The following is a 26684-nucleotide window of genomic DNA, read 5'->3' as shown; positions in this document are numbered from 1 at the left end:
CGCCCTTGGCTGCCGCGGATACAAAAAACGTCGATGCATGCCCGGGGCAAGCCCGGGCACGACGACTGGGAATGCCGACGCGAGCCCCGCTACGCCCTGAATATCGTGAGCCCCAGGATCAGCAGCACCAGGAAAATCGCGACGAACACGTAGAACAGGAAGCGGGCGATGTCGGCGGAGGCGGCCGAAATGCCGGTGAAGCCGAGCACGCCGGCCACGATCGAGACAAGTAAGAAGATCAGCGCCCATTTCAAGATCGTCATCGCCAGCTCCGAAATTGTGCCGCCTGTCGCGGCCCTCAAGCCCTTTTGGCGAACGCTAACTGCGTCGCAGGGAACTGGTTCCTAGCGGCAGCGGGCCCTGCGGGCGTCCCAAACGACCCTTGCTGAATCCGGTTCCCGGCGGCAAAGTCCCGCTGGGACGGAAAGCGCGACCGGGGCGGCCACGATGACGATGTCACATTCAGCGACGATCGGAGCAGAGGCGCATGCGGCGCCGAAGGCCAAGGCGCGCAATCTGTCGCTCGATCGCGCCCGCACCTTCCTCACGCTGGTGGTGCTGCTGCACCACGCCGTCATTCCCTACACCTATTTCGGGCACACCGATCCGGCGTCCTGGGCCGGTTTCGACGTGGTCGTGCTGGCCACCGACAGCTTCTTCATGGCGATGTTCTTCTTCCTGTCGGGACTGTTCACCTGGCCCGGCATCGCGCGCAAGGCGCCGTCGGTCTTTCTCCGCGACCGCCTGTTGCGGCTCGGGCTGCCGTTCGCGATCGCGGCGTTCACCGTCATCCCGCTCGCCTATTACGCGATCGCGCTGCGGCACGATCCCGGGCTGAGCTTCACGGCATTCTGGTGGAAGACGATCACGGTTGGCCCGTGGCCGAGCGGCCCGATCTGGTTCGTGTGGGTGCTGCTGGCATTCGACCTGACCGCAAGCCTGCTCTACCGGGTCTCCGCGCATCTGGTCGATCCGGGCAACCGCGTGTCGCTGCGCGGATTCGACCAGCCGGCCGTATTCTGGCTGCTGCTCGTCGTCGTCACGACAATCGCCTACGTGCCGGCGCTGCTCTATTTCGGCGGCAGCAAATGGTTCGAGCTCGGGCCGTTCTCGGTGCAGGCCAGCCGCATCCTGCTCTACTTCGCCTATTTCTTCATCGGCGTCAGCGTTGGAGCCGCCAATTTCGATCGCGGCATCCTCAGCGCCGGCGGCCAGTTGCCGAAACAGCGCTGGCTGTGGGTGATCGCCACGCTGATCCCCTACTGCCTGATGTGGGGCATGATCTACATCAAGCGCGAAGTTCTCGGTAATCCCGACCCACAGCCGCACTGGTACCAGGCGATCTACGGCACGTTCTTCGTGCTGTTCTCAGGCTCGATCCTGCTCGCGATCCTCGCCTTCTTCCTGCACCAGAAGTCGCCGGGACCGAACCTGCTCGACCGCATGCAGGCGGATGCCTACGGCATCTTCCTGGTGCACTACCCGATCGCGCTGTGGATCCAGTACGCGCTGTACGACTACGGGTGGCCGGCGATCGTCAAGGCCACGATCGGCTTCGTGCTCACGGTGATCCTGAGCTGGGCACTGACAGCGGCGTTGCGCAAGATTCCGGGGGCCTCGCACGTGTTGTGAGGCCGAGCTCTTTCCATTCGTCATTGCGAGGAGCTCTTGCGACGAAGCAATCCAGAGTGCCTCGGCGGTGAGGCTCTGGATTGCTTCGCTGCGCTCGCAATGACGGAGTTTGCGGAAGCGCGTCCTACGCCGCCTTGCCGCCCATATACTCCGGCAGCCAGCGCTCGAACGAGGTCCGCAGCGCCTCTATCGTCACAGGCGCCTCGCCCGCGATCGCGATCGCGTCGCCGCCGGTGGTGCCGATCCGCACGCAGGGCACCTCGCAGCCGCGCATCTTGGCGAGCACGCGGCCGGCCTCGGTTTCAGGCACGATGACGAGATAGCGCGCCTGGTCCTCGCCGAACCAATAGGCCTGAGGCACCAACGAGGTTGGCGCCGCGAGCAGTTTGGCACCGATACCGCTCGCCATCGCCATCTCGGCGAGCGCGATCAGCAGGCCGCCGTCGGAGAGGTCGTGCACGGCGGTCGCGGTGCCCGCATGGATCATGCCGCGCACGCAGTCGCCGTTGCGCTTCTCGGCGGCGAGATCGACCGGCGGCGGCGCCCCTTCCTCGCGACCGCAGATGTCGCGCAAGTAAACCGACTGGCCGAGCCAGCCGTGAGTTTCGCCGATCAGGAGAATCGCCTCGCCTTCGGCCTTGAACGCGAGCGAGGCTGACTTGGTGAAGTCATCGAGCAAACCGACGCCGCCGATCGAAGGCGTCGGCAGGATCGCGCGGCCATTGGTCTCGTTGTAGAGCGAGACATTGCCTGAGACGACCGGGAAGTCGAGCGTGCGGCAGGCTTCCGAGATGCCCTTCAGGCAGCCGACGAACTGGCCCATGATCTCGGGCCGCTCGGGGTTGCCGAAATTGAGATTGTCGGTGATCGCGAGCGGCTTGCCGCCGACCGCAGTGATGTTGCGCCAGGCTTCCGCCACGGCCTGCATGCCGCCCTGATAGGGATCGGCTTCGCAATAGCGCGGCGTCACGTCGACGGTCAGCGCCAAGCCCTTCGGGCCGTCCTGCACGCGGACCACGGCGGCATCGCCGCCGGGACGCTGCATGGTGTTGCCGAGAATGACGTGGTCGTACTGCTCCCAGACCCAGCGCTTGCTGCACATATCGGGCGTGCCGATCAGCTTTTCGAGCGCGGCACCGAGCCCCATCGGGGCCGCCACTTCGCGCGCATGCACGACCGGCAAAGCGGCGGAAGGGACATGCGGGCGGTCATAGAGCGGCGCCTCGTCGCCGAGCTCCTTGATCGGCAAATCGGCCATGACGTCGCCGCCATGCTTGACCACAAAGCGCTTGCTCGGCGTGGTGTAGCCGACCACGGCGAAATCAAGGCCCCACTTCTTGAAGATCGCCTCGGCCTCTTTCTCCTTCTCGGGCTTGAGCACCATGAGCATGCGCTCCTGGCTCTCCGAGAGCATCATTTCGTAGGCGCTCATGCCGATCTCGCGCGTCGGCACAGAGTCGAGGTCGAGGTCGACGCCGAGGTCGCCCTTGGCGCCCATCTCGACCGCCGAGCAGGTCAGGCCAGCCGCGCCCATGTCCTGGATCGCGATGACGCAGCCCTTCTCCATGATCTCGAGACAAGCCTCTAACAGCAGCTTTTCGGCGAAGGGATCGCCGACCTGCACGGTCGGACGCTTCTCTTCGGACTTGTCGTCGAACTCGGCCGAAGCCATCGAGGCGCCGTGGATGCCGTCGCGGCCGGTCTTGGAGCCGAGATAGACGATCGGCATATTCACGCCGGAGGCGGCCGCATAGAAGATCTTGTCGGTATCGGCGAGGCCGACCGCCATCGCATTGACGAGAATGTTGCCGTCATAGCGGGTGTGGAAACGGACCTGGCCACCGACCGTCGGAACGCCGAAGGAATTGCCGTAGCCGCCGACCCCGGCGACGACGCCGGAGACGAGATGGCGCGTCCTGGCATGCTCAGGCGCGCCGAAGCTCAGCGCATTGAGGCAGGCGATCGGACGCGCGCCCATGGTGAAGACGTCGCGCAAGATGCCGCCGACACCGGTGGTGGCGCCCTGGTACGGCTCGATGTAGCTCGGGTGGTTGTGGCTCTCCATCTTGAAGACCACGGCCTGGCCGTCGCCAATGTCGATCACGCCGGCGTTCTCGCCAGGACCCTGGATCACCCAGGGCGCCTTCGTCGGCAGACCCTTCAAATGGAGGCGCGAGGATTTGTACGAGCAGTGCTCGTTCCACATCGCCGAGAAGATGCCGAGCTCGGTGAAGGTCGGCTCCCGCCCGATCAGCTTCAGAATGCGCTCATACTCGTCGGGCTTGAGCCCGTGGGCGGCAATCAGCTCGGGGGTGATCTTGGGTTCATTCTTCATGGATTCGAGGCTTTCGACGGCGGTGGGCCGTTCTTAGGAACATCGGACGGCTTGGAAAAGCCCTTTATGGCGCATTTTCCCGCTGTCCCACGTTTTGCGGCCGGGGGCTGCGGGAACAGGAATTGCACAGCGCGGACAGATCGGATTTAAGGGCAAACGACCCGCAATTGAAGGCCCATTCCCTTGCACGAATTGACCAAAGCGCCCCCGCCTCGCCGCCCCGACCTCCACGTCGCCACCGATGGGGAATTCCAGGGCTGGCGAACCTGGATTCGCGACAGTTTTGAGAGCCATGTCGGCCCGTTCTGGCACAAGATCAAGGACGACGGCAGCGTCCGCTCGGCGTTCCGGGTCGAGAAAAAGCACCTCAACGGCTCCGGAAACGTCCATGGCGGCTGCTTCATGGCGTTTGCCGACTATTGCCTGTTCGCGATCGCCACCCACGAGCTGGATGGGCCGGCGGTGACCACCAATTTCGCCTGCGACTTCCTCGACGCGGCGCGCGAAGGCGAGCTGATCGAATGCGTCGGCGAGGTCTCCCGCGCCGGCGGCTCGCTGATCTTCCTGCGCGGCAAGCTGACATCGGGCGGGCGGCCGCTGTTCACCTTCTCCGGCACGATCAAGCGGGTGAAGCGGAAGCCGGCACCGCAGCCAAACGCATAGCTCGCCGCCTTCCCTTTTGGCGCCCCCTCGCCCAGACTTGTGTCGAGCGCTGTCGCGCCGGGGAGCAATATCAAGGTGCCGCAGAGCACACCGCCGACGGCTCGCGCCACGGCCTCGCAATTGCCGTCCATGACTGCCACAGGCGCGCGGAGCTGGCGCGACTATGCGCTGCTGGTCGCGCTCGCCTGCTGCTGGAGCTCAACCTATCCGCTGGCCAAGCTCGCGCTGGATACGATCCCGCCCGTGACCTTCATCTCGGCTCGCTCGCTGATCGCGGCCGCCTTCCTGTTCGCGATCCTGTGGATGCGCGGCGTCAGGATCCCGACCGATGCGAAGGCCTGGAAGCTGTTCGCGGTCCAGCAATTGATCAACTCGACCTTTCCGTTCCTGATCATCACCTGGTCGCAGCTCTATGTGCCGGCGTCGAACACGGTGGTGCTGGCCTCGACCACGCCGATCTTCGCCTTCCTGATCACCTCGCTGATCACGCGCCACGAGCCGGCAACGCTGCTGAAGCTCTTGGGCGCGCTCCTCGGCCTTGCCGGCACCATCGTCATCGTCGGCCTCGATGCGCTGCGCGGCTTCGGTAGCGAGATCGTGGCGGAGATCGCCATCCTGCTCGCCACCATCTCCTTTGCCTGTGCCACGATCTTCGGCCTGCGGCTGTCCGAATACGACCCGATGGTGGTGGCGGCCGGTTCGCTGCTGTTCGGCGGGCTGGTGCTGCTGCCGCCTTCGCTGATCATCGACCAGCCCTGGACGCTGCACCCGACGCCGACGGCGATCATAGCCACCGTCGTCATGGGGATCGTCTCCAGCGCCTTGGGGCTGATGCTGTTCTACATGTGCCTGGGACGGCTCGGCACGCTGACGACGAACGCGCAAGGCTATTTGCGCATCCCGATCGGCGTCGGCCTCTCCGTGCTGCTGCTCGGCGAGAGCGTGCCGTCGAACCTGGTGCTGGGCCTGGTGCTGGTCATGGCGGGCGTTGCCGCGATGACGGTGCCGACGGAGCGGCTGAAACGACGCTAGCTATTACTTGGCGTCGTCAGCCAGCATCTTGCGGTACTTCTCGACGTCGCGAGTCACGAGCTTTTGCAGCACCTCGGGCGTGTGCTCGTCGGCATCGGGTGCCACGGTCGAGAGGTCGGCGAACCGCTTCTTCACCGCGTCGGTTTCGACCGCCGTGCGTGCAGCTGCATTCAGCCTGGCGATGACCGCCAGCGGGGTCCCCTTGGGCGCGAACAGGCCGTTCCAGCCCTGCGCCTCGAATTCGGGCAGGCCGGCTTCGGCCGACGTCGGCAGGTCGGGCACTGTGGCGAGCCGGACGGTCGAGCCGACCACGAGCCCGCGCGCCAGCTTCTCGTTGATCGACTGCGAGACGGAGGCTGCCGCATCGCAGACGCCGTCGATCTGGCCGCCGATGGCATCGGTGAGTGCGGGCGCGGCGCCGCGATAGCCGACCAGCGTCGCGTCGATGCCGGCGGCCGTGACGAAGCTCTTGCAGATCAGGTAATTCGAAGAGCCGACGCCGGCATGGCCGAGATTGATCTTGCCGGGATTGGCCTTGGCGTAGGCGATGAACTCCTTCAGGTCCTTCGCCGGAAAATCCTTGCGCACGGCGATGATGCCGAACGTCTTCGCCACCATGGCGATCGGCACGAAGGAGTCCGGGGTAAACGGCAGTCTGGGATAGATGGTATACGTCGCGGCGTTGGTGCCGGCATTGCCGATCGCAATGGTGTAGCCGTCGGGCTCGGCGCGGGAGGCGCGCGCCAGCGCGGTCGATCCGCCGGCGCCGGCAACGTTCTCGATCACGATGGTCTGGCCGAGCGCGATGCCCATCTGCTCGGCAACGGTGCGCGCGATCACGTCGGACGTGCCGCCGGCCGCGAACGGCACGATCATGGTGACGGGACGCTTGGGGAAGTCCTGCGCGAACGCGGCCGTCGCGAATGCAACGACGGCGACAGCGGCCGCCAGCCGCTTCAGCACGAACGCAATCACGCGGCCTTTTCCAGATGCGCGGTGAGGCCGGCGAACAGTCCGCGGCCGTCGGTGCAGCCCATGATGTCTTCGACGTGGTTTTCCGGATGCGGCATCATGCCGAGCACGTTGCCCTTGTCGTTGACGATGCCGGCGATGGATTGCGCGGCGCCATTGATGTTGCTGATGTCGTCGATCGCGCCGTCGGCCGAGCAATAGCGGTACAGCACGCGACCGTCGCCTTCGAGCCGCTTGATGGTCTCCGCGTCCGCCGCATAATTGCCCTCGCCATGCGCGATGGGCACGCGGATCACCTGCCCCGCATTGTAGCCGCGCGTGAACGGCGTGTCGGAGCGCTCGACGCGGAGATGCACGTCGTGGCAGATGAATTTCAGCCGCGCATTGCGCATCAGGACGCCGGGCAAGAGGCCGGATTCGCAGAGGATCTGAAAGCCGTTGCAGACGCCGAGCACGAGGCCGCCCCTGACCGCATAGTCGCGCACCGCGTCCATCACCGGCGCCCGCGCCGCAATCGCGCCGCAGCGCAGATAATCGCCGTAGGAGAACCCGCCGGGCACGACCACGAGGTCGGTGCCATCAGGTAGCGACGTCTCGGCATGCCAGACCATCGCGGGCTCGCTGCCCGAGATCAGCCTCAAGGCACGCGCCATGTCGCGCTCGCGGTTGATTCCGGGAAAGACGAGGATGGCGGCTTTCATGGCAGAGGTTCCGAACGAGGATTAAAATGGGGCTGGCACGGCTGCCAAATCGGCAGCAGACATAACCATTTGACGGGGATTTTACCAGTGCTAGCCTTGCCCGCGAGCGTTGTGCACAGGCCATAGCCCGCCATTCGGCCGATCGATTCGCCCGGGATTAAAGCCATGAATGTCCCCTCGCTGCCCGCATCCCTCTCCGAGCCGGTGTCCACCGAGGGCGTCATCGCCGCCGGTGCCTATGTCGACGGCCGGCGCGTCGCCAATATCGCCATCAGCGAGGCTTCGAGCTGGCGGGCGAAACCCGGCCACGTGGTCTGGATCGGGCTGCACGAGCCCGACATGGCGCTGCTCAGCGCGGTGCAGAAGCAGTTCGACCTGCACGAGCTCGCCATCGAGGACGCCAACCACGCCCATCAGCGACCGAAGATCGAGCAATATGGCGAGGCCCTGTTCATCGTGGCGCGCACGGCGCAACTGATCGAGGGCCGGATCGCCTTCGGCGAGACGCACATCTTCGTCGGCGAAGGCTATCTGGTCTCGGTGCGCCACGGCGCGTCGACGTCCTACACGCCGGTGCGCGAACGCTGCGAAAGCTGCCCGCGCGCGCTCGCGCGCGGCGAGGACTACATCCTCTACGCTATCCTCGATTTCATCGTCGACAACTACTCGCCCGTGCTCGAGAGCATTCACGAAGAGGTCGAGAGCATCGAGGACGACGTGCTCTCCAAGGCGATCAGCAAGGCGCAGATCGAGCGGCTCTACATGCTGCGCCGCGACCTGCTGCGGCTCAGGACTGCCATCGGACCGCTGGTGGAGGTCTGCCGCCGGCTCGAGCATGACGAACTGGCGATGGTGCGCGCTACGATGCAGCCGCTGTTCCGCGACGTCACCGACCACGTCAGGAACATCCAGGAGCGGATCGATTCAATGCGCGAGGTGCTGGCCTTCGCCTTCGAAGCAAGCCTGCTGGTCGGCCAGGCCCAGGAGACGGCGGTCTCCAAGAAACTTGCCTCCTGGCTCGCGATCATCGCGATCCCGACCGCGCTTGCCGGCATCTACGGCATGAACTTCAAGCACATGCCGGAGCTGGACTGGGAGTACGGCTATTACACGCTGCTCGGCGTGATGCTGACGGCCTGCGGCGCGCTGTACTGGCGTTTTCGTCGGGTCGGATGGCTGTGAGCCATCCTGTTCACCCGATCAGCTCAACCCGATAATTCTCGATCACGGTGTTTGCCAGGAGCTTGTCGGCGGCGTCCTTCAACGCCGCCTCTGCCTTGGCCTTGTCCGCGCCGGCGAGCTCGATGTCGAACACCTTGCCTTGGCGAACGCTGGCGACGCCGTCGACGCCGAGCGACTTCAACGCACCCTCGATCGCCTTACCCTGCGGATCGAGGATGCCCGTTTTCAACGTAACGGTGACACGTGCCTTCACGTCAGATCCCTCTTAGCTCTTCACCAGCACCGGGCCGGAACCGGCCGGACGCTCGTTCTCCATGAGAATGCCGAGACGCTTGGCGACTTCGGTATAGGCCTCGAGCAGCCCACCGAGATCCCTGCGGAAACGGTCCTTGTCGAGCTTCTCGTTCGACTTGATGTCCCATAGACGGCAGCTATCCGGCGAGATCTCGTCGGCGACGATGATCCGCATCATGTCGTTTTCGAACAGCCGGCCGCACTCCATCTTGAAGTCGACGAGGCGGATGCCGATGCCGAGGAAGAGACCGGTGAGGAAGTCGTTGACACGGATGGCAAGCGCCATGATGTCGTCGATCTCCTGCGGCGTTGCCCAGCCGAAAGCGGTGATGTGCTCTTCCGACACCATGGGGTCGTTGAGCTGGTCGTTCTTGTAATAGAACTCGATGATCGAGCGGGGCAGCTGCGTACCCTCCTCGATGCCGAGGCGCTGCGACAACGAGCCGGCGGCAACGTTCCGCACCACCACTTCCAGCGGCACGATCTCGACTTCGCGAATCAACTGCTCGCGCATGTTGAGGCGGCGGATGAAATGGGTCGGCACCCCGATGTCATTGAGGTGCTGAAACAGGTACTCCGAGATCCGGTTGTTGAGGACACCCTTGCCCTCGATCACCTGATGCTTTTTCGCATTGAACGCGGTGGCGTCATCCTTGAAGTGCTGGATCAGGGTACCGGGCTCCGGGCCTTCGTAAAGAACCTTTGCCTTGCCTTCATAAATGCGACGCCGACGGCTCATGGGGATGTACCGTGTTTTGTTGAAATCCATGTATCTGGTGTGCTCCGGTTGACGAGACTACGACCCACAGCGGAGCTGCCGTGAACGGCCCGGAACCCCTGGAAACAGAACGGGAACCCAGCCTTAGGCAACCTATCCGATTGGCCGTCCCAGCACAATCGATCCGGCCGTCCGGCATCAAACTTATACCGTCTTGCCTGCGGCTTAACGGCTCGTTGTTTTGCCGATTCGTGCCCCCTATCTAGGCATGCACCGGGGCTCTCGCAACGAGGGCCAGCCGGGTCCATTCAGCAGGGAATTGGAAAAGGCATGAGCACGTTGGACAAGCGCGAGGAAGGCTTCGAGAAGAAGTTTGCCCTCGACGAGGAGCAGAAATTCAAGGCGGAAGCCCGCCGCAACCGGCTGCTCGGTCTGTGGGCGGCCGAAAAGCTCGGCATCACCGGCGATGCCGCCACGGCCTATGCCAAGGAGGTGGTCGCGGCCGATTTCGAGGAAGCCGGCGACGCCGACGTCCTGCGCAAGGTCATGGCCGATTTCGCCGCCAAGAACGTCGCCGTCACCGAACAGGTGATTCGCGCCAAGATGAACGAGCTGATCGCGGTGGCGGCGGCCGAGGTGAAAGCCGGGAAGTAAGGCGAAGCGTCATTCCGGGGCACGTCTGCGACGCACCCCGGAATGCCAACCAGCTATCCCTCCTTGAACCCATACTCCGGCACATTGCCGCTGGCGCCGTAATATTTGTACGGCAGGAATTTGCCGCTCATGGTGATCTTGACGCGGTCGCCCTTCGGGTTGGGCAGGCGCTCCATCACCATGTCGAAATCGATCGCCGACATGATGCCGTCGCCGTACTCCTCCTCGATCAGCGCCTTCCACGCCGGACCGTTGACCATGACCAGCTCGTAGAAACGATAGATCAAGGGATCGGTCGGCGGCATCGGCATGCCGCGCATCGGCGTCTCGTTCAGCATCGCGGTCTCGGCCTTCGTCAGGCCGAAAAGTTCAGCGGCGTTTGCGGCCTGCGGCTTGGTCAGTTTCATTTGGCCGAGGATCGCGCCTGTTATCAGCACCTCGGAATAGCCGCCGATCTTTTCGCAGATGTGTTTCCAGCTCCAGCCCTTCTCGCGCTTGATGTCGAGCAGCTTCTCGGTGAGGTCTTCGCGTTTCATGTCAAGGTCTCCTTGGTTGTCGTCATGCCCGGGCCTTGTCCCGGGCATCCACGTTCTGGCTGCACTAGAAGGACGTGGATGGCCGGGCCAAGCCCGACCATGACGTCTCGTTGAGTGGCTCCGACTTGGCATCAGAGGCGACCGTCAGTCCGGGCTTGCCGATATGCACCACCGGCACATTCCGCGGATCGTGACCGGGCGTCTCGGCCGTGAAAGTCTTGCTGCGCGTTACCAGGAAATCAACGATGTGGTTGCGCAGCGCGTAGTACAGCGGATGGCGGTGCAAATCGGTGCGGCCGCGATCCCGCGGCAGCGGGTTCTCGACGACCTCGGCCAGCACCGCGCCGGGACCGTTGGTCATCAGGAAGATCTTGTCGGCGAGGTAGATCGCCTCGTCGACGTCATGGGTGATCATGAACGCGGTCTGCCCGGTCTCCAGACAGATGCGCCGCACCTCGTCCTGCAGCGTGCCGCGCGTCAGCGCATCGAGTGCCGAGAACGGCTCGTCCATCAGCATCATCTTTGGCGTGATCGACAGCGCACGCGCGATGCCCACGCGCTGCTTCATGCCGCCGGAAAGCTCGGAAGGTCGCTTGTGTTCCGACCCCGTCAGGCCGACGAGATCGATAAATTTCTGCGCATGCGCCTTCACCCTGGCGCGATCCCAGTTCCGCCATTTCGAGCTGACGGCGTAGGCAACGTTACCGAGCACGGTGCGCCAGGGCAGCAGCGCATGGCTCTGGAAGATCACGGCGCGATCGAGGCTCGTCCCTGAAATGGCCTGCCCGTCGACGATCACCGCGCCCTCGCTCGGCGCATCGAGGCCGGCAAGGATGTTGAGCACCGTGGTCTTGCCGCAGCCGGAATGGCCGATCACGCAGCAGAACTCGCCGCGCGCCATCGACAGCCAGAGATTCTCGAAGACCGCCGTTGTCGCGCCGCCTGCGCCCGGATAGCGCTTTGCGATGGCTTCGATCGAGATGAATTTTTCGGTCACGGCCCTACTCCGGAAACGTGACCATGCGCGTGAAGCGCGCGAGGATCTGGTCGAGCAACATGCCGACAACCCCGATCAGCAGGATCGCGATGATCACGTTGGTGATCGAGAGGTTGTTCCACTCGTTCCAGACGAAATAGCCGATGCCGGTGCCTCCGACGAGCATTTCTGCCGCGACGATCACGAGCCAGGCGATGCCGATCGAAATGCGCATGCCGGTCAGGATCGTCGGAGCCGCCGCCGGCAGGATCACGGTGAAGGCGCGCCTGATCGTTCCGACCTCGAGCGTTCGCGCGACGTTGATCCATTCCTTGCGTACGCTCGCGACCCCGAACACGGTATTGAGCAGCATCGGCCAGATCGAGCAGATGAAGATGACGAAGATCGCGGAGATCGAGGAATCCTTGATGGTGTAGAGCGCGAGCGGCATCCACGCCAGCGGCGAGATCGGCTTCAGCAGCTGGATGAAGGGATCGAGCGCCTGGCTGAGCAGCGGCGACATCCCGATCAGGAAGCCGAGCGGGATGGCGACCAGCACGGCGAGCAGATAGCCGGTGCCGACGCGCGCGATCGAGTAGCCGAGCTGGATGCCGAGCCCCTTGTCGTTCGGCCCGTTGTCGTAGAACGGCCTCCTCACATGCTCCCAGAGTTTTGCGCCGACATCGACCGGCCCCGGCATGGCGGATTTGCCCTGCGTCGCAGTCAGGCCCATCAGCTTGGCGTATTCCGGGCTCATCGTGGCCACCGGTGCCGCCGAGCGCACGGCGAGATGCCAGACACCGAGGAACGCGACGAGCAGCACGATCGAGACGAGGCCGGCGCGGAGACGGAGGGAGCTGGTGGTCATCGCGCGAAACCTCTCCACACGTCGTCCCGGCGAAGGCCGGGACCCATACCGCGTGATCTAGCGGAGCCGAAAGGTCGTGGTACCGAACAGCGTGTCTTCGCCAAACTCCCCCCTGAGGTTATGGGTCCCGGCCCCCGTGCGCAGCGCGCACTAGGCCGGGACGACAGCGGAGGCACATCGCGGCCGCTCACGACGCCTTCCTGATCTTGAAGCCCGCCAAATAATCCTCGGGCTTGGCCGGATCGAAAGTCTTGCCCATCACCGCGAACGATTTGTAGCTGCTGGCCGGCGGCGCCAGGCCCATCTCGGTCATCAGCTTCCTGGTGTCGGTGGCGAGATACACCTGCTCGGCGACCGCCTTGTAGTCGACATCGCCCTTGATCTGGCCCCAGCGCTTCATCTGCGTCAGCATCCACACCGCAAAGGACTGCCAGGGGAACGGGTCGAAATCGACGCGCTTTTCATCCGTCTTCACGCCGCCGAGGCCATCGGCATAGGTGCCGGTCAAGACCTGTTCCAGCACCGTGACCGGCGCGTTGATGTAGTTCGCCGGCGCGATCGCCTCGGCGATCTGCTTGCGATTCTCCGCCTTCGACGCATAGGCCGTGGCATCGACGATCGCGCGCGTCAGCGCGGCAAAGCTGTTCGGTGCCGTGGTGATGAACTCGCGGCTGGCGGCGAAGCTGCAGCAGGGATGGCCGTCCCAGATTTCCTTGGACAAAAGATGCATGAAGCCGACGCCGTCATAGATCGCGCGCTGGCAGATGTTGTCGGGCGCGAGGAAACCGTCGATGTTGTCGGCGCGCAGGTTTGCCACCATTTCCGGCGGCGGCACCGAACGCAGCTGCACGTCGGTTTCGGGGTCGATCCCGTGTTCGGCGAGATAGTAGCGCAGCAGATAATTGTGCATGGAATAATCGAAGGGGATGGCGAACTTCATGCCCTTCCAGTCCTTCGGGTCGCGCTTGTCCTTGTGCTTGCTCGCCAGCACGATGCCCTGCCCGTTGATGTTCTCGATCGCGGGCACGGCGAACGGAATGGCGTTGGCACCTAAGCCCAGCGAGATCGCGAGCGGCATCGGCGCCAGCATGTGCGCGGCGTCGTATTCCTTGTTGATGGTCTTGTCGCGGATCACGGCCCAGCCGGCGGTCTTGACCACGTCGACGTTGAGGCCGTGCTTGGCATAGAAGCCGAGGGGAGCGGCCATGATGATCGGCGTGGCACAGGTGATCGGGATGAAGCCGACCTTGAGGTCCTTCTTTTCCGGCGCGCCGGCCTGCGCAAAGACTTCGGTAGCGGTCTGAAGCGGGAAGAACTGCGACAGCGCGGGCAGCGCGGTGGAAGCACCGACCGACTTCAAGAATGCGCGCCGCGCAACGTCCTGCGGAAACATCGCGCGCATCACGGCAGAAGCGACCACGCCCTCGTAGCGCTTCTCCTCGCTCTCGACGGGATCACAGCGCAACGCGGTGGCCTGCTCATGCTCCGCCGCGGATTGATGCTGACCGCAGGCACAGCCGGCTCGCAGGTTGCGATCGGGATCAAACGGATTGTCGAAAGTGGACATCGGACCTCCTGCGCGTCGTTGCGAGGAGAATTACGCAAGGAGCATGCCATCACCTTTAGGCTGGCCAGTGCCTTGATGACGCGGCACTTTCGCTTGTACTTGGTCATTACGAAAATTCGTGATAAACGATATTTCGTAGTTGAATAACGAGATTTCGTAATGGCAACGACGCCACTACTCGCCCACGACGATGTGGCCCCGACCATCGATCCGCGCGTCGCGGCCTTCGAATCCTCGGTGGAGGCGACGCTGCTGGTCGACCCCTTCAGCGACCAGATCGTCGATGCCAATCCCGCCGCCTGCGCCCTGCTCGGCTACGACCGCGCTCTGCTGCGCCAGACCAGGGCGAGCACGCTGCATGCCGGCGAGCTTCCGGCGCTGACCGTGTTCACCCAGGCCGTGCTGCACAAGGGCGCCTACTGGACCACGGCGCTCAACCCACGCCATGCCACCGGGCAAAATCTCCGGCTCGAATATGCCGGCTGCGTCCTGCCCCATGACGGGCGCACGCTGGTCCAGCTCACCCTGACCGATCTCGACGCGCGCCGCCGCCGCAATGTCGACGCCGCCGCCGAAGACCACATGCGCAGCGGCATCTCGACCTGGCAGCGGGTCGAGCGCGTGTTCCAGGACATCGAGCGCGAGAACCAGCTGATCCTGCGCGCCGCCGGCGAAGGCATTTACGGCGTCAACGCGGAAGGAAAGACCACCTTCGTGAACCCCGCCGCCGAGCGGATGCTGGGCTGGACGGCCGAGGAGCTGGTCGGCAAGGAAATCCATCCCATCATGCACCACACCCACCATGACGGGCGGCACTATCACAACCATGATTGCCCGATCTACGCGGCGTTCCGCGACGGCGCGGTGCACCAGGTCGACGGCGAGGTGTTCTGGCGCAAGGACGGCTCGCCGGCCTGGGTCGAATACACCTCCACGCCGATCCGTGATCGCGGCGTGGTGGTCGGTGCCGTCGTGGTGTTTCGCGACGTCAGCCAGCGCCGCGAGGCCGACGAGAAGCTGCACGCCGCGCTCGCCGAGGTCGATCGCCTGCGCGAACGTCTCGAGCTCGAAAACGCCTACCTCCAGGAAGAAATCCGGATCGAGACCAATCCGCGCGGCATCATCGGTGGCAGCGAGGCGATCCAGACGACGCTGCGCCAGGTCAAGCTGGTGGCGCCGACCAGCGCCGCGGTGATGATCACCGGGGAATCTGGCACCGGCAAGGAGCTGATCGCGCGCGCCATCCACGAGGATTCCACCCGCAGCGACCGGCCGCTGATCCGCGTCAACTGCGCCGCGATCCCGCGCGAATTGTTCGAGAGCGAATTCTTCGGCCATGTCCGCGGCGCCTTCACCGGCGCGACGCGCGACCGCATCGGCCGGTTCGAACTCGCCGATGGCGGCACGCTGTTCCTCGACGAGGTCGGCGAGATCCCGCTCGAATTGCAAGGCAAGCTGCTGCGCGTCTTGCAGGAGGGCAATTTCGAGCGCGTCGGCCAGGAGCGCACGCGCGCGGTCGACGTCCGCGTCATCGCCGCGACCAATCGCGACCTCAAGCAGGAGGTGCAGCGCGGGCGTTTTCGCGAGGACCTCTATTTCCGGCTCAACGTGTTTCCGATCGAGACGGTGCCCCTGCGCGAACGACGCGAGGATATTGCGCTGCTCGCCCAGCATTTCCTCACGCGCGAGAGCAAGGCGCTGAAATCGAATCTGCGCTTGTCGGAAGGCGATGCGCGTCGGCTGACGCGCTATGACTGGCCCGGCAATGTCCGCGAACTCCAGAACGTGATCGAGCGCGCCGCGATCCTGTCGCAGAACGGCCGTTTGCGGATCGATCTGCCCGACCCCTCCGGCACGCAGGCCCCAGCCGGCGCCGCGCGGCAGAAGGCTGACGCACGGCCCGCTGTGATGACGTCATCCGAAATGCGCGACCACGAGCGCGCCAACATCCTGGCCGCGCTCGAGGGCTGCGCCGGAAAAGTGTTCGGCCCCGGTGGCGCGGCCGAGATGCTGGATATCAAGCCGACCACGCTGGCCTCGCGGATCAAGGCGCTGGGGATTACGCCCCGTCCGCGAGCCCTCGGTTAGTGGCGATCACGCCGCCTTGGTCGTGACCTCCGATGCGATCGGCAGTCCCTGCTCGATCGGCAGCGACGGATCGCGCGACCATTCGTTCCAGGAGCCGAAATACATCCGCACGTCCTTCACGCCGGCGTTCTTGAGCGCCAGGAACGTGTTCGAGGCGCGCGCCCCCTTGAAGCAATAGAGATAGACCGGCGTGGAGGGCGAGATGCCGACCGTGGCGCATTCCGCCAGGATCTCGTCCTTGGATTTGAAGCGCGGTCCCTCGGCGGTCGGTTTCATCATGCGATACCATTCCAGCCACACCGCGCCGGGAATGCGGCCCTTGCGCGGGCAGAAATCCTTGCCATACGGAGAAGAGCTGTCGCCGATCCATTCGTCGACGTCGCGTACGTCGAGAATGGCGACGCCCGGCTTGCCGACGGCCGCCAGCATGGTCTTGGCGTCGATCAGAATCTCGCCCGCTTCAGGCACGATTCCGAACGACGCCTTCATCGGCGCCGGCACATCTTTCGTCACCGGAAGACCTGCGGCAGCCCAGGCATCGAAGCCGCCATGCAGCACTTTGATCTTGGGATAGCCGAGCATGGTGAGCAGGTAGTAGCCGCGGCAGGACTGGCCGAAGCCGGAGTTCATCGACTGCTCGTAGATCACGGCCGTCTCCTTGCCGGACAGGCCCGCCGCGCCGAAGGCATCGGCGAACTTGGTCTTCAGCTCGCTCATGCCTTCCGGCGTCGAGGTCGCAAGAAACGTGAATATCTCATGCACGTTCACGGCGTTGGGAAGGTGCCCGGCGCCATAAGCGTCGGGGTTGCGGGTGTCGATCACGACACAGGGCTCGGTTTTCAAGAGATCGGCAAGTTCGCTGGCAGAGATCAGAACGTCCGTCATTGGCAGCCTCTCCGTTGAGGTTCGATGGTGGGTGGGCTCGTAAAACTCAGGAATCGGCGAGCATCTTGCGCAGCTGCTTGGTGGCAGGCGTGACGATCGCGACGAAATAGGCCTCGCGCAGGCGGCGCTGGGCGCGGTGGGACTTGAGGTAGCCGCGCGCACCACAATGCAGCATCGCCGCATGCGCCGCCGCGACGCTGGCCTCGCCGGCGCGAAGCCTGAGCGCGATCACCTTGCGCCAGTAGGTCTCCTCCTCGTTGTAGGGATCACGCGCCAGTGCCATGGTCTCGGCCTCGAGCTCGGCGGCGAGATCGCGGAAGTGCACCGGCTGTTGCGGCAGATAGCGGTTGATGTGGCCGAGGGGATTGTCGACCTCGTCCATGATGTTGATGCAGTCCTTGATGAGCCCGAGCGCCATGCCGGCCTGCAGCAGGATGAAGCCGGCGCGGATCTTCTTCACGAAAGGCGCGGCGGGATCGGCCAGGATCAGCTCGTCAGGCACGAAGACGTCCCGGAACTGCACGCCATAGGTGCCGGTGCCGTCCATGGCGAGGAACGGCTTGCATGGCGTCAGTGTGATCGCGGGATCGGAGCAGTCCGCCAAAAACATCACTTGGCCGGGCTCGCCACTTGCGATGCCCGGCTCGTCCTCGCGTTCGAAGATGGTGCCGAAATAATGATCCGGTCCGAGATTGGACACCCAGGGCAGCGCGCCGCGCACGATGTAGCCGCCTTCGACCTTGCGCCCCTTCAGCTTGAGCTTTTCGATGCCGAAAAAGCTCTTCATCGGATTGGAGAGTCCGGTGCCGCCGAGCACGCGACCGGTCGAGAACGCATCGCCGAAGCGCTTTGCCAGCTTCGTGTTGGTCGAGTTGGCCGCGTACCAGACCAGTGTGTTCTGGCACCACGCCATGAAGGCAGTGCTGCCGCAGACCTCACCGATTGCCGCCATCGCCTGAATGGCACAGCGCAGATCGGCAGGCCCTTCGTGCGGCACGTGACTGCCCCAGGCACCGACCTCGCCGAGCTTGTGCAGCACATCGGCCGGATAAATGGTGCCGGCATCGATGCCGGCGGCGAGCGGCGCGAGCTGCTCCCGCGCGATCCGCGCCACCTCGCCTGCGATGGACGGTGCGGGCTGATCCAAAACTTCGGCCCGTGATAAAGCCAGTGAACCCATGATCGTCTCCCGCACCTTGTCCTGTTGCCGTCAGCTCAGATGCCCACCTCGAGATTGACCGGGCGGGTGAAGGTGTTGGCGACCGGCGACCATTGCTTCACATGGGCGACCAGCGCATTGATTTCGTCCGGCGAGATCCCCTCACATTCCATGTCGACCTTGACGCGCACGTCCGTAAATCCAACGGGCTTGTCCGAGACGTCGCCGGTGCCCCAGACGGCGGTAATGTTGAGATCGCCCTCGAGCTCGAGCTCGAGCTTGTTGACGATCCAGCCGCGATGCACGGCGTTGGCGTGCAGGCCGACGGCGAGGCAGGAGCCCAGCGCGGCGAGCGAAGCTTCGGACGGATTGGGCGCAGTGTCGTCGCCGAGCAGACCGGGCGGCTCGTCGACGATGTAGGGCTGCAAATTGCGGATGTAGTTGGCGTGGCGGAATTTTCCTTCCGCGACCGTCTTGCACTTCAAGGTCTTGATGACCTTCGGATTGGCCTTGCCGTTGGCGATCAGTTGCTCGAGGCCATTCTTGTCGATGGGCGCGAGGCAACCCGTCAGCACTGTCTTTTGAACGACGGCAGTCATCGTCTTCTCCCTGGCAGAAGTGGAAATCGGTAGGATACCGAACGGTCTGTTTCCTTGCATGGAGCGTGCCAGAGCCGACCAAAATCAAAAGGCGAAGTATTGGAGCCGCTTAGCGAACGCTGCCTGCGAATTGATCAGCCGCCGTTTGCTCAAAGGCGATGCAGACGGGCTTTCCCGTGCGAATCTTTTCAGCGCGGACAGATGCGGCTTGCTGATGCGGCGCGGCTGCGGGTAAGTTTGGACTCATGGTCAAGCCCTCACTGAACAAGACGTCAAAGAAGAAGTCTCATTCGCCGCATGCCGGTGCGGGCGACGACGAGTCCGCACGCGGTCGCCTGCTCAACGCCGCGACGCATCTGTTCTGCAAGAACGGCATTAACGCCACCGGGATCGACGCGATCATCGCGGAAGCCGGCACCGCGAAGACCACGCTCTATAAATTGTTCGGCTCCAAGACCAATCTTGTCAACGCGGTGCTGGAGAGCGAAGGCAAGCAGTGGCGCGAATGGTTCATCGGCGCCATGGAAGAAGGGGGCGGCGACGCGCAGGCCAAGCTCACGCGCATCTTCCCGGCCCTGAAGAGCTGGTTCGCGGAGGAGCGCTTCTACGGCTGCCCCTTCATCAATGCGGTCGGCGAGCACGACAAGGACGCCAAGCAGTTCCGCAACATCGCGATGAAGCACAAGAAGATCGTGCTCGGCCACATCGAAAAGCTCGCTGGCGAGCTCGGTTCGAACGAGCCCCTCGTGCTCGCACATCAGCTCGGGCTGTTGATCGACGGCGCCATCGTCGCGGCGATGGTGTCGCGCGATCCGGGCGTGGCCGATACGGCGGCGCTGACGGCAGGCCCCCTGCTCAGCCAGCCCAAGGCAAAGAAGAAGCGCGCGGCGGATCAGTTAGAGGCGGTGTGATCGCTCCCATCCCGTAGCCCCAATGAGCGCAGCGACATGCGGGACGACCGTCCCCGAATGTCGCTTCGCTCATCCGGGCTACGGCACTCGCAGCCGCTCCCTCGGTAACGCAGCGATGAACCGCCTGATCGCATCGAGTACCGGCTGCTGATCACCCGCAAAGAACCAGTGATCGTTGCCGTCGAGCTCGACGAATTGCGCACCTTTGATCCGGCTCGCCACATCGCGGCCGGCCGCGATCCGTACGGCCTTGTCGTCACGACGATGCAGCACCAGTGTCGGCATGGCAATCTGCGGCAAAAGCTGCCGCACGTCGGCGTCGCGAAACGCCTCGAGCACCGCCGAGATGCCGCCGGGACTGGAGGCCGCGCGCAATAGCCCCGCCCACCAGGCGCGTGCCTGGGGATCGCTCGCAAGGCTGGGCGCGAACGTCTCAATCTCCACCGGACCTCCCCATTGCGCGATGAGGTGCTTGCGCCAGGCGTCATACTGGCTGGCGCGCAGCGCGTGCGGATAATCCTGCGACCAGCAGCCCTTGGCCAATGCACCGAACAGGATGAGTCCGGCCACGAGACGCGGTTCATCGACCGCAAATTTGATGCAGGCTGGTCCACACTCGGATGCGCCGAACAGCACGACGCGGCGCGAGCCGGTCGCGCGGAGCACCGTGCCGATATCCTCCGCGGTGACGTCGATACCGGGGGCCGATCCAACCCGGTCGGACAACCCGATGCCGCGACGATCGAACACGATCAGGCGCCCAAGCTTCATCAGCGAGGCCAGAAACGCCCGGCTCGCGGGCTGCTCCCAGGCGCGCTCCACATGCGACACGAAGCCGGGCATGACCAGGATGTCGAGCGGGCCGCTGCCGTAGGTCTGATACGCCAGATGCACACCAGCGCCCTTGACGTAGCGCGTCGCTGGAACGTCGGCTGCCGCCGCAGGACTCATCAACGCCTCGGTCTCGGCTTCGGGCGTAACACTAAGCTCGTCACGCAGCCGCTGCCTCAGTGCCGCGTGGTGCCGCTCTGCCGCACTGCGGTCACCCGCCAGCAGCAGACTGCGGATCAGATGCCGGCCGTAGACCTCGCTCAAAGGATCGAGCTCGACCAGACGGGTCGCATGCGTGGCCGCGGAAAAGTAGTCGCCGGCGGCGGTCTTGTCCTGCACCAGGCGCTCCAGCGCGTGCATCAGCCGTCCCCGCAGCGCCTCGCGGCGGAAGAACGCCCAGCCGTCGAATTCCGGACAATCCTCCGGCGAGAAGCCTGCGAGGAAATCTCCCCGATAAGTCTGACAGGCCTCGTCAAAGTCACCGCGATCGCAGGCGCTCTCGAACAGATGTGCATCGACCTGCAGCGCGACTGCCGGAGACCATCGCAGGCTGGTCCGGTCGGTCTCGAACACCTGCTGACCGAGCGTCAGCTCGATGCGGTGAAGCAGCCGCCGCAATCGCGCAAGCCCGGTCTCGCGGTCAGTTTCAGGCCACAGCAGCGTCGCCACGATTTCGCGGGCCACGGCGCCCTTGGCCTCCGCGAGATAGACCAGCAGCGCGAGGCCCTTGCGCAAGGCCAATTTGATCGGGCGGCCGTCGGCGTGGACCTCAGGGAACCCGAACGTCCCCAGCGAGAAAACCGTCATGAAAGTCCTCCCTCCCCTTGCGGCGCCCCCGGGGGACGCACAGGGGACGGTCCAGCAATAGCAGTCGGGGCAGATCGAGCCTGCTCGCCGGCGAGCAATTCAGGCTCCTCCATGCGGCACGGCTCCATCAGGCACAATAGGAAAAAACATGATCTCGCGCCTCCTGATCCTGCTCTACGCCATCGTGAGCTACGTGATCTTCACGGTCTCATTTCTCTATGCGCTCGGTTTCGTCGGCAATTATGTCGTGCCCAAGTCGATCGATAGGTCGATCGACGTCGGCAACCCGATGGACCTGAGCGTGGCTATCGTCGTCAACCTGCTGCTGATGGGCCTGTTTGCGATCCAGCACAGCGTCATGGCGCGCCCGGTCTTCAAGCGATGGTCGGCCAAATTCCTTCCCCCCGCCTGCCAGCGCAGCACCTATGTGCTGCTCTCCAGCCTGATCCTGCTGTTGCTGTTCTGGCAGTGGCGCCCGATCCCGACGCCGGTCTGGCAAGCGAGCGGAATCGCGGCCTGGTTGCTAATCGGCGTGCATTGGCTTGGCTGGCTGATCGCGTTCGCCTCGACCCACATGATCGATCATTTCGATCTGTTCGGCCTGCGCCAGGCCTTCGTCGCGTTCCGCGGGAGCGAGATACCAGGTCAATCGTTCAGAACACCACTGCTCTACAAGATCGTGCGGCATCCCATCATGCTCGGCTTCCTGCTCGCGTTCTGGGCCACGCCCGAGATGACCGTCGGCCACCTTCTGTTTGCGCTCGCAAACACCGCCTACATCCTGGCCGCGCTTCAGTTCGAGGAGCGCGACCTGATCGCCGAATTCGGCGCGACGTACCAGGATTATCGCCGACGCGTTCCCATGCTGCTGCCGCGTCTTTTCGGTCGTCGGACGGAAGATCGCCAGCCGCCTCGGCCTGCTGGAGCGTCGCAATGAATGCAGTATCAACTATTCCCCGGATGTCGGCGGAGGCCGCCACGTTTGCCGATACGCTGGATGGGCTTGACGTCGGTCTTTGTCTCGTTGACGCGGAGGCGCGTCTCATTCACGCCAATACTGCCGGGCAGGACATGATCGAAGCGCGCGACATCCTGCACGAAATCCGCGGGCACCTCGCGGCTTGCGATCCGACGGTCAACCGGACCCTGCAGCATTTTTTCGCAGCCGCCGGGCAGGAAAACGCGTTCCTCGGCGCCGACGGGATCGCGGTGCCGATGATCGGGCGGGATGGGAAGCGCCACGTCGCCCATGCTCTGCCGTTGACTTCCGGCGCGCGCCGACTTGGGGGCATCGCCTACAGCGCCGTCGCAGCGTTGTTCGTCCGCAGGGCGGCGCTCACGATACCGCCTCGTTCCGAAGTGATCGGCAAGGCATTCAAACTGACGCCGACCGAGTTGCGTGTGATGCTCGCGATCGTCGAACTCGGCGGCGTTCCCGAAGTGGCGGCGGCGCTCGGCGTCGCCAATACGACGATCAAGACGCATGTCCGGCGCCTGTTCGAAAAGACCGGTGCAGCGCGACAGGCAGATTTCGTCAAGCTTGTCGCGGGATATGCGACGCCATTACGCAAACCTGCCGAATGCAGACAATCCGTTGGAGCGACACGATGAGAGCAATTCTATGCAGCTCATTCACTGGCCCCGCCGATTTGCGCCTCAGTGAAATCGACGAGCCGAAGCCCTCCGGCGACGAGATCCTGATCGACGTCCATGCGGCCTCCGTCAGTTTCATGGACCAGTTGATGGTCTCGGGACTCTACCAGATGCGGCCGCCGACGCCCTTCGTGCCCGGCACGGAAGCATCCGGTGTCGTCATCGCGGTCGGCGGCGAGGTCACGGCATTCGCTCCCGGCGACCGCGTGGCATGCAGCGCCTGGACCGGCGGCTACGCCGAAAGGATGATAGCGAAGGACTCAAAGTGCGTGCTTCTGCCGGAAGGCGTCGCGTTCGAGGCAGCGGCGACGGTCCTGCACAATTACGGCACGGCCTATTATGCGCTGGTCGAGCGGGCCAGGGCGCAGCGCGGCGAAACGCTGTTCGTCACCGGCGCTGCCGGCGGAGTTGGCCTTGCCGCCGTCGATCTCGGCCGCCATTTGGGCTTGCGCGTCGTCGCCGGGATCGGCTCCGATGACAAGGCCGCCCTGGTTCGCAATTATGGAGCCAGCGACATCGTCAATTATCGTAGCGAGGATCTGCGCGACCGGATCAAGGCGATCACAGGCGGCGAAGGGATCGATATCGGCTTCGACAATGTCGGCGGCGCGATATTCCAGCAGATGGCCCGGTCGATGAAGTGGGGCGGAAGGCTGATGCCGATCGGTTTCGCCAGCGGCGAGATTCCCCAGCTCCCGATGAACCTTCCGCTGCTGAAGAACTATTCCATCCTCGGGGTCTTCGTCGGCGCCTGGGCGGAGAAATTCTCCCTCGATGCGGCGCGCATGAACGCCACGCTGATGCAATTGCTGGCCGGCGGAAAAATCCGCCCGCACATCGATCGCGTCCTCCCTTTGGAGGAGGCCGGCGAAGCCATGCGTGCCGTGGCCAACCGAACGGTTCAGGGGCGAATTGTCCTCAAAATCAGGTAAAGTGCACGGGGAAGAGAGAACAAAACCGATGACACAGATCATCATCGACAAACGCTTTTGCGGTCCTCCGAACTCCGGCAACGGCGGCTATGTCTGCGGCCGGCTGGCCCGCCACATTCCCGGCGCCGCGGAGATCACGCTGCGCGCACCGCCGCCGCTGGACACGCCGCTCGATGCGGTCGCAACGGACGACGCCGCATGGCAGCTTCGCGATGGCGACAAGATCGTCGCGACCGGGCGGCCGGCAAGCGTCGAGCTTGCGCGCGTGGAAACAGCCAGCTTCGAGGAGGCCTGCGCGGCCGAATTGTTGACGCCGGTGAAGCCGCACGAGCATCCGCTGCCGACATGTTTCGTGTGCGGCCCCGCAAGGGCCAAGGGAGACGGCCTGCGCATTTTTGCCGGCTCGCTCCGTGGTCACAACGCCGTTCTGGCAGCGAGCTGGACACCGGATAAGAATCTCGCCGCCGACGACGGCCTCGTCGCGCCGGAATTCCTCTGGTCGGCGCTCGACTGCCCCACCGGCTTTGCCTGCAATTGCGATCAGCAGACCGGCAGCTTCGACAAGGCACCGTTGCTGCTGGGGCGGATGTCGGCGCGGATCGAGGCCCGCCCGCACCCCGGCGAGCCCTGCATCATCACGGCCTGGCCGACGGGCCGCGATGGCCGCAAGCGCACGGCCGAGGCTGTGGTGCATGATGGAGCCGGGAAGTTGCTGGCGGTGGCGCGCACGACATGGATTGCGGTGGAGCGCGAGGTGCAGCTCGGGCGTCGTTCGTAGAGGGGACATGGGCGCCCGGTACCGGGACGGCCAGCTTTCCAGCTAACCACGGGAGCACTCCACTTTGCCATCCGTGCGACGCTGCCAACCGTCGAGAAGCGTCGAACCCACGTTTAATCAAAGATACTCTTGCAGCTGTCGCCAAGCAAAAAAGATCCAAGAGGGTACGCGATGGTCCGCAAGTTAAAGGCATTTGCAATCCTTGCTACGGGCATGTTCGTCGCTGGCGTCGCAAATGCCGAGGCACAGCAGCCGGAGCTTAATGCGCCTGACCTCGTCCTCGTTAATGGCAAGGTTCTGACCTTAGACGACCGATCGACCGTCACGGAGGCAGTCGCCGTCGCGGATGGAAAGATCATCGCGACCGGAACCAGTGCTTCGATCAAGGCGCTTGCAGGCGCCCGGACCCGCGTGCTCGACGTGTCCGGCAAGACCGTCATCCCCGGATTGATCGATACACACGCTCACTTCAAGGCCGCTGGTCTGGGCGACTATGTCGTAAGCCTGGGCCGAGCCAAGACCGTCGCGGACGCGCTCGAGGCCATCAAATCATTCGCCACCAAGAAGAAGCCGGGTGAGTGGATTGTAGGTGGCGCGTGGCATCCGCCCTCACAATTGGCCGAGAAGCGCTATCTCACGAGGCAGGAGATCGATAGTGTTGCTCCGAACAACCCGGTCTATCTTCGCACCGTCGGGCATTTCTCGATGGCGAACACCATGGCTCTACAAGTGGTCGGTGTCGACAAGACCACCGCGGACCCGAGTGGTGGTAAGTTTGAACGCGACGCAGCCGGTGACTTGACCGGCGTGCTCGTGGAGACGGCGATCGATCGGGTCGAGAAGGCCGTACCACCTTGGACAGAAGACGACGAAATGCGGCAATTCACCATTGCCGAAGGTGTGCTGAACAGCTTCGGCATCACCAGTGTGATCGAAGGCGCAACAGAGCCACGTGATGTCCGAACGCTGCACAAGCTTGTCGCAGCGGGGAAAGCCACTTTGCGCACCGGCGTGATGTTTCGACCGGAGCCCCCCGCCGATCTGACCGCATGGGAAGCGATCATGTCAGGCAATGGCGCCTCCTCAGGGTTCGGTGACGATTGGCTCAAGTTCGCCGGCATCAAGATCTTTTACGACGGCGGCATGACGCTGAAGACGGCGCTCATGCGTGACGTGTACCCCGATTCACACGACAACTATCACGGCATCACGCAGCAGACACCTGAGCGGCTGAAGCAACTCATCTCCGTCTGCAACCGTTATGACTGGCGTGTCGGAGTCCACGTCGTCGGCGACCTGGGTGTTGACCAGGTGCTCGATGCCTTCGAGGCAGCGGATAAAGAAAAATCGATCCGCGACCGTCGCTTCGTCCTCATCCACGCCAGCCTGATCCGGCCAGAACAGATGGAGCGTGCGCGAAGACTAGGAGTCCGCATCGATTTCCAGAACGTTTTCATGTGGGATAAGGGAGCGACCGTCGAACGATTTCTCGGGAAAGCGACCGCTGACCGCGCCGTGCCGACCAGGACGTTGATCGAAAAAATGGAACTCAACAGCCTCGGCGCCGGGACGGATTTTCCGGTCAACCCGATCAACCCCTTCCTCAACATGTACATCATGGTGACCAGGAAGGATCCCAACGGAAACATCTACGGCTCGGCAGAAGCTATTACGCGCGAGCAGGCCCTACGGCTCTACAGCAGCGCGGCTTCGCGCTACAACTTCGATGAAGCCCGCAAAGGGACCATTGAGCCCGGAAAGCTGGCGGACATCGTGGTGCTCTCCGCTGACTACGCGGCCGTGCCCGAGGAGCAGATCAAGGACATCAAGGCGGACCTGACGCTGGTCGGCGGCAAGGTTGTCTTTCAGCGCTGAACCGGCGCTGATCGGCCAAGGTGAGCGAGAGCGACA

The 26684-nt window shown here is 64.0% G+C and carries 26 protein-coding genes; 12 read left to right on the top strand and 14 right to left on the bottom strand.

Annotation, left to right across the window (positions count from 1 at the left end; translation table 11 throughout):
• Positions 1-89: 89 nt before the first annotated feature.
• A complete protein-coding gene (locus tag IVB41_RS28760; RefSeq protein ID WP_007602280.1) occupies positions 90-263 on the bottom strand; it encodes a DUF1328 domain-containing protein in 174 nt (57 codons plus the stop codon).
• Positions 264-453: 190 nt separating this feature from the next.
• Here IVB41_RS28760 and IVB41_RS28755 point away from each other — a divergent pair, with 190 nt between their 5' ends.
• On the top strand, positions 454-1632 hold the full coding sequence (locus IVB41_RS28755) for an acyltransferase (protein ID WP_247438224.1): 1179 nt from the start codon (positions 454-456) through the stop codon (positions 1630-1632).
• A gap of 124 nt (positions 1633-1756) precedes the next feature.
• Here the strand turns inward: IVB41_RS28755 and purL are convergent, their stop codons facing one another.
• Positions 1757-3967, bottom strand: coding sequence for a phosphoribosylformylglycinamidine synthase subunit PurL (gene purL, locus IVB41_RS28750; RefSeq protein WP_247362442.1), 2211 nt, complete (start codon positions 3965-3967; stop codon positions 1757-1759).
• Positions 3968-4150: 183 nt separating this feature from the next.
• On the opposite strand from purL, the gene IVB41_RS28745 reads away from it, so the two are divergent.
• Positions 4151-4630 (top strand): PaaI family thioesterase, encoded by a 480-nt coding sequence (locus tag IVB41_RS28745; RefSeq protein ID WP_247437444.1) that lies wholly within the window; start codon positions 4151-4153, stop codon positions 4628-4630.
• Between the two features lie 75 nt (positions 4631-4705).
• Entirely contained in the window at positions 4706-5662 is a 957-nt protein-coding gene (locus IVB41_RS28740) for a DMT family transporter (RefSeq protein WP_247437442.1), read from the top strand.
• A 3-nt stretch (positions 5663-5665) separates the two neighbouring features.
• Here IVB41_RS28740 and IVB41_RS28735 read toward each other — a convergent pair whose 3' ends face one another.
• Both IVB41_RS28735 and purQ read right to left on the bottom strand, forming a co-directional pair.
• Positions 5666-6637 carry a tripartite tricarboxylate transporter substrate binding protein BugD gene (locus IVB41_RS28735; protein ID WP_247437440.1) on the bottom strand — a complete coding sequence of 324 codons (972 nt, stop codon included), beginning with the start codon at positions 6635-6637 and terminating at the stop codon, positions 5666-5668.
• A complete protein-coding gene (purQ, locus tag IVB41_RS28730; protein ID WP_247437438.1) occupies positions 6634-7335 on the bottom strand; it encodes a phosphoribosylformylglycinamidine synthase subunit PurQ in 702 nt (233 codons plus the stop codon). Before purQ ends, IVB41_RS28735 begins: the two co-directional genes overlap by 4 nt.
• Positions 7336-7500: 165 nt before the next feature.
• Between purQ and IVB41_RS28725 the strand changes: the two genes are divergently transcribed.
• The gene (locus IVB41_RS28725; RefSeq protein WP_018455523.1) at positions 7501-8517 is read left to right on the top strand and encodes a magnesium and cobalt transport protein CorA; all 1017 of its coding nucleotides are present in this window, start codon (positions 7501-7503) and stop codon (positions 8515-8517) included.
• 10 nt (positions 8518-8527) lie between these two features.
• On the opposite strand, the gene purS is transcribed toward IVB41_RS28725, so the two are convergent.
• Positions 8528-8770, bottom strand: coding sequence for a phosphoribosylformylglycinamidine synthase subunit PurS (purS, locus tag IVB41_RS28720; protein ID WP_007602264.1), 243 nt, complete (start codon positions 8768-8770; stop codon positions 8528-8530).
• Between the two features lie 12 nt (positions 8771-8782).
• A complete protein-coding gene (gene purC, locus IVB41_RS28715) occupies positions 8783-9550 on the bottom strand; it encodes a phosphoribosylaminoimidazolesuccinocarboxamide synthase (RefSeq protein ID WP_171944915.1) in 768 nt (255 codons plus the stop codon).
• 309 nt (positions 9551-9859) lie between these two features.
• Between purC and IVB41_RS28710 the strand changes: the two genes are divergently transcribed.
• Positions 9860-10183, top strand: coding sequence for a DUF1476 domain-containing protein (locus IVB41_RS28710; protein WP_247362456.1), 324 nt, complete (start codon positions 9860-9862; stop codon positions 10181-10183).
• A 53-nt stretch (positions 10184-10236) separates the two neighbouring features.
• On the opposite strand, the gene cynS is transcribed toward IVB41_RS28710, so the two are convergent.
• The 4 genes from cynS to IVB41_RS28690 form a co-directional block, all read right to left on the bottom strand.
• Positions 10237-10719, bottom strand: a complete 483-nt coding sequence (gene cynS, locus IVB41_RS28705) for a cyanase (RefSeq protein WP_051462744.1) — start codon at positions 10717-10719, stop codon at positions 10237-10239.
• A 64-nt stretch (positions 10720-10783) separates the two neighbouring features.
• Complete coding sequence (locus IVB41_RS28700; RefSeq protein WP_247437436.1) at positions 10784-11716, bottom strand: ABC transporter ATP-binding protein; 933 nt, start codon at positions 11714-11716, stop codon at positions 10784-10786.
• A gap of 4 nt (positions 11717-11720) precedes the next feature.
• Positions 11721-12563 (bottom strand): nitrate ABC transporter permease, encoded by an 843-nt coding sequence (ntrB, locus tag IVB41_RS28695; RefSeq protein ID WP_247437434.1) that lies wholly within the window; start codon positions 12561-12563, stop codon positions 11721-11723.
• Between the two features lie 187 nt (positions 12564-12750).
• Positions 12751-14130: a CmpA/NrtA family ABC transporter substrate-binding protein gene (locus IVB41_RS28690; RefSeq protein ID WP_247437432.1), complete on the bottom strand. Its 1380-nt coding sequence runs from the start codon at positions 14128-14130 to the stop codon at positions 12751-12753.
• A 159-nt stretch (positions 14131-14289) separates the two neighbouring features.
• On the opposite strand from IVB41_RS28690, the gene IVB41_RS28685 reads away from it, so the two are divergent.
• Positions 14290-16218: a sigma 54-interacting transcriptional regulator gene (locus IVB41_RS28685; RefSeq protein ID WP_247437430.1), complete on the top strand. Its 1929-nt coding sequence runs from the start codon at positions 14290-14292 to the stop codon at positions 16216-16218.
• Positions 16219-16224: 6 nt separating this feature from the next.
• Here IVB41_RS28685 and IVB41_RS28680 read toward each other — a convergent pair whose 3' ends face one another.
• The 3 genes from IVB41_RS28680 to IVB41_RS28670 are packed head-to-tail and all read right to left on the bottom strand — an operon-like array spanning position 16225 to position 18861.
• Entirely contained in the window at positions 16225-17103 is an 879-nt protein-coding gene (locus tag IVB41_RS28680) for a sulfurtransferase (RefSeq protein ID WP_247437428.1), read from the bottom strand.
• A 46-nt stretch (positions 17104-17149) separates the two neighbouring features.
• Positions 17150-18283 carry an acyl-CoA dehydrogenase family protein gene (locus IVB41_RS28675; RefSeq protein ID WP_247437427.1) on the bottom strand — a complete coding sequence of 378 codons (1134 nt, stop codon included), beginning with the start codon at positions 18281-18283 and terminating at the stop codon, positions 17150-17152.
• Positions 18284-18318: 35 nt separating this feature from the next.
• Positions 18319-18861, bottom strand: coding sequence for an OsmC family protein (locus IVB41_RS28670; RefSeq protein WP_007612153.1), 543 nt, complete (start codon positions 18859-18861; stop codon positions 18319-18321).
• 245 nt (positions 18862-19106) lie between these two features.
• On the opposite strand from IVB41_RS28670, the gene IVB41_RS28665 reads away from it, so the two are divergent.
• Positions 19107-19772: a TetR/AcrR family transcriptional regulator gene (locus tag IVB41_RS28665; protein ID WP_247437425.1), complete on the top strand. Its 666-nt coding sequence runs from the start codon at positions 19107-19109 to the stop codon at positions 19770-19772.
• Positions 19773-19850: 78 nt separating this feature from the next.
• Here IVB41_RS28665 and IVB41_RS28660 read toward each other — a convergent pair whose 3' ends face one another.
• On the bottom strand, positions 19851-21410 hold the full coding sequence (locus tag IVB41_RS28660) for an alpha/beta fold hydrolase (protein WP_247437423.1): 1560 nt from the start codon (positions 21408-21410) through the stop codon (positions 19851-19853).
• A gap of 148 nt (positions 21411-21558) precedes the next feature.
• Between IVB41_RS28660 and mddA the strand changes: the two genes are divergently transcribed.
• The 5 genes from mddA (at position 21559) to IVB41_RS28635 (ending at position 26648) form a co-directional block, all read left to right on the top strand.
• Positions 21559-22347 (top strand): methanethiol S-methyltransferase, encoded by a 789-nt coding sequence (gene mddA, locus IVB41_RS28655; protein WP_247437421.1) that lies wholly within the window; start codon positions 21559-21561, stop codon positions 22345-22347.
• 23 nt (positions 22348-22370) lie between these two features.
• Positions 22371-23021: a helix-turn-helix transcriptional regulator gene (locus IVB41_RS28650; protein ID WP_247437419.1), complete on the top strand. Its 651-nt coding sequence runs from the start codon at positions 22371-22373 to the stop codon at positions 23019-23021.
• Entirely contained in the window at positions 23018-23995 is a 978-nt protein-coding gene (locus IVB41_RS28645; protein WP_247437417.1) for an NADPH:quinone oxidoreductase family protein, read from the top strand. Before IVB41_RS28650 ends, IVB41_RS28645 begins: the two co-directional genes overlap by 4 nt.
• A gap of 28 nt (positions 23996-24023) precedes the next feature.
• Positions 24024-24773: a PaaI family thioesterase gene (locus tag IVB41_RS28640; RefSeq protein WP_247437416.1), complete on the top strand. Its 750-nt coding sequence runs from the start codon at positions 24024-24026 to the stop codon at positions 24771-24773.
• Positions 24774-24944: 171 nt separating this feature from the next.
• Positions 24945-26648, top strand: coding sequence for an amidohydrolase (locus IVB41_RS28635; RefSeq protein ID WP_247437414.1), 1704 nt, complete (start codon positions 24945-24947; stop codon positions 26646-26648).
• The last annotated feature ends 36 nt before the right edge of the window (positions 26649-26684 follow it).

The sequence above is a fragment of the Bradyrhizobium sp. 44 genome (assembly GCF_023073095.1).
GTDB lineage: Bacteria > Pseudomonadota > Alphaproteobacteria > Rhizobiales > Xanthobacteraceae > Bradyrhizobium.
The sequence above is the reverse complement of the archived record's forward strand: the minus strand, read 5'-3'. Positions and strand labels throughout refer to the sequence as shown.

Bases quoted from the DNA above. Each gene is read 5' to 3' on its own strand.
- IVB41_RS28685 (WP_247437430.1), top strand. From the start codon at position 14,290: ATGGCAACGACGCCACTACTCGCCCACGACGATGTGGCCCCGACCATC.
- IVB41_RS28675 (WP_247437427.1), bottom strand. From the start codon at position 18,283: ATGGGTTCACTGGCTTTATCACGGGCCGAAGTTTTGGATCAGCCCGCA.
- IVB41_RS28670 (WP_007612153.1), bottom strand. From the start codon at position 18,861: ATGACTGCCGTCGTTCAAAAGACAGTGCTGACGGGTTGCCTCGCGCCC.
- IVB41_RS28660 (WP_247437423.1), bottom strand. From the start codon at position 21,410: ATGACGGTTTTCTCGCTGGGGACGTTCGGGTTCCCTGAGGTCCACGCC.
- IVB41_RS28725 (WP_018455523.1), top strand. From the start codon at position 7,501: ATGAATGTCCCCTCGCTGCCCGCATCCCTCTCCGAGCCGGTGTCCACC.
- purC (WP_171944915.1), bottom strand. From the start codon at position 9,550: ATGAGCCGTCGGCGTCGCATTTATGAAGGCAAGGCAAAGGTTCTTTAC.
- cynS (WP_051462744.1), bottom strand. From the start codon at position 10,719: ATGAAACGCGAAGACCTCACCGAGAAGCTGCTCGACATCAAGCGCGAG.
- IVB41_RS28710 (WP_247362456.1), top strand. From the start codon at position 9,860: ATGAGCACGTTGGACAAGCGCGAGGAAGGCTTCGAGAAGAAGTTTGCC.
- IVB41_RS28760 (WP_007602280.1), bottom strand. From the start codon at position 263: ATGACGATCTTGAAATGGGCGCTGATCTTCTTACTTGTCTCGATCGTG.
- purQ (WP_247437438.1), bottom strand. From the start codon at position 7,335: ATGAAAGCCGCCATCCTCGTCTTTCCCGGAATCAACCGCGAGCGCGAC.
- purL (WP_247362442.1), bottom strand. From the start codon at position 3,967: ATGAAGAATGAACCCAAGATCACCCCCGAGCTGATTGCCGCCCACGGG.
- mddA (WP_247437421.1), top strand. From the start codon at position 21,559: ATGATCTCGCGCCTCCTGATCCTGCTCTACGCCATCGTGAGCTACGTG.
- IVB41_RS28650 (WP_247437419.1), top strand. From the start codon at position 22,371: ATGTCGGCGGAGGCCGCCACGTTTGCCGATACGCTGGATGGGCTTGAC.
- IVB41_RS28640 (WP_247437416.1), top strand. From the start codon at position 24,024: ATGACACAGATCATCATCGACAAACGCTTTTGCGGTCCTCCGAACTCC.
- IVB41_RS28665 (WP_247437425.1), top strand. From the start codon at position 19,107: ATGGTCAAGCCCTCACTGAACAAGACGTCAAAGAAGAAGTCTCATTCG.
- ntrB (WP_247437434.1), bottom strand. From the start codon at position 12,563: ATGACCACCAGCTCCCTCCGTCTCCGCGCCGGCCTCGTCTCGATCGTG.
- IVB41_RS28755 (WP_247438224.1), top strand. From the start codon at position 454: ATGTCACATTCAGCGACGATCGGAGCAGAGGCGCATGCGGCGCCGAAG.
- IVB41_RS28680 (WP_247437428.1), bottom strand. From the start codon at position 17,103: ATGACGGACGTTCTGATCTCTGCCAGCGAACTTGCCGATCTCTTGAAA.
- IVB41_RS28635 (WP_247437414.1), top strand. From the start codon at position 24,945: ATGGTCCGCAAGTTAAAGGCATTTGCAATCCTTGCTACGGGCATGTTC.
- IVB41_RS28690 (WP_247437432.1), bottom strand. From the start codon at position 14,130: ATGTCCACTTTCGACAATCCGTTTGATCCCGATCGCAACCTGCGAGCC.
- IVB41_RS28645 (WP_247437417.1), top strand. From the start codon at position 23,018: ATGAGAGCAATTCTATGCAGCTCATTCACTGGCCCCGCCGATTTGCGC.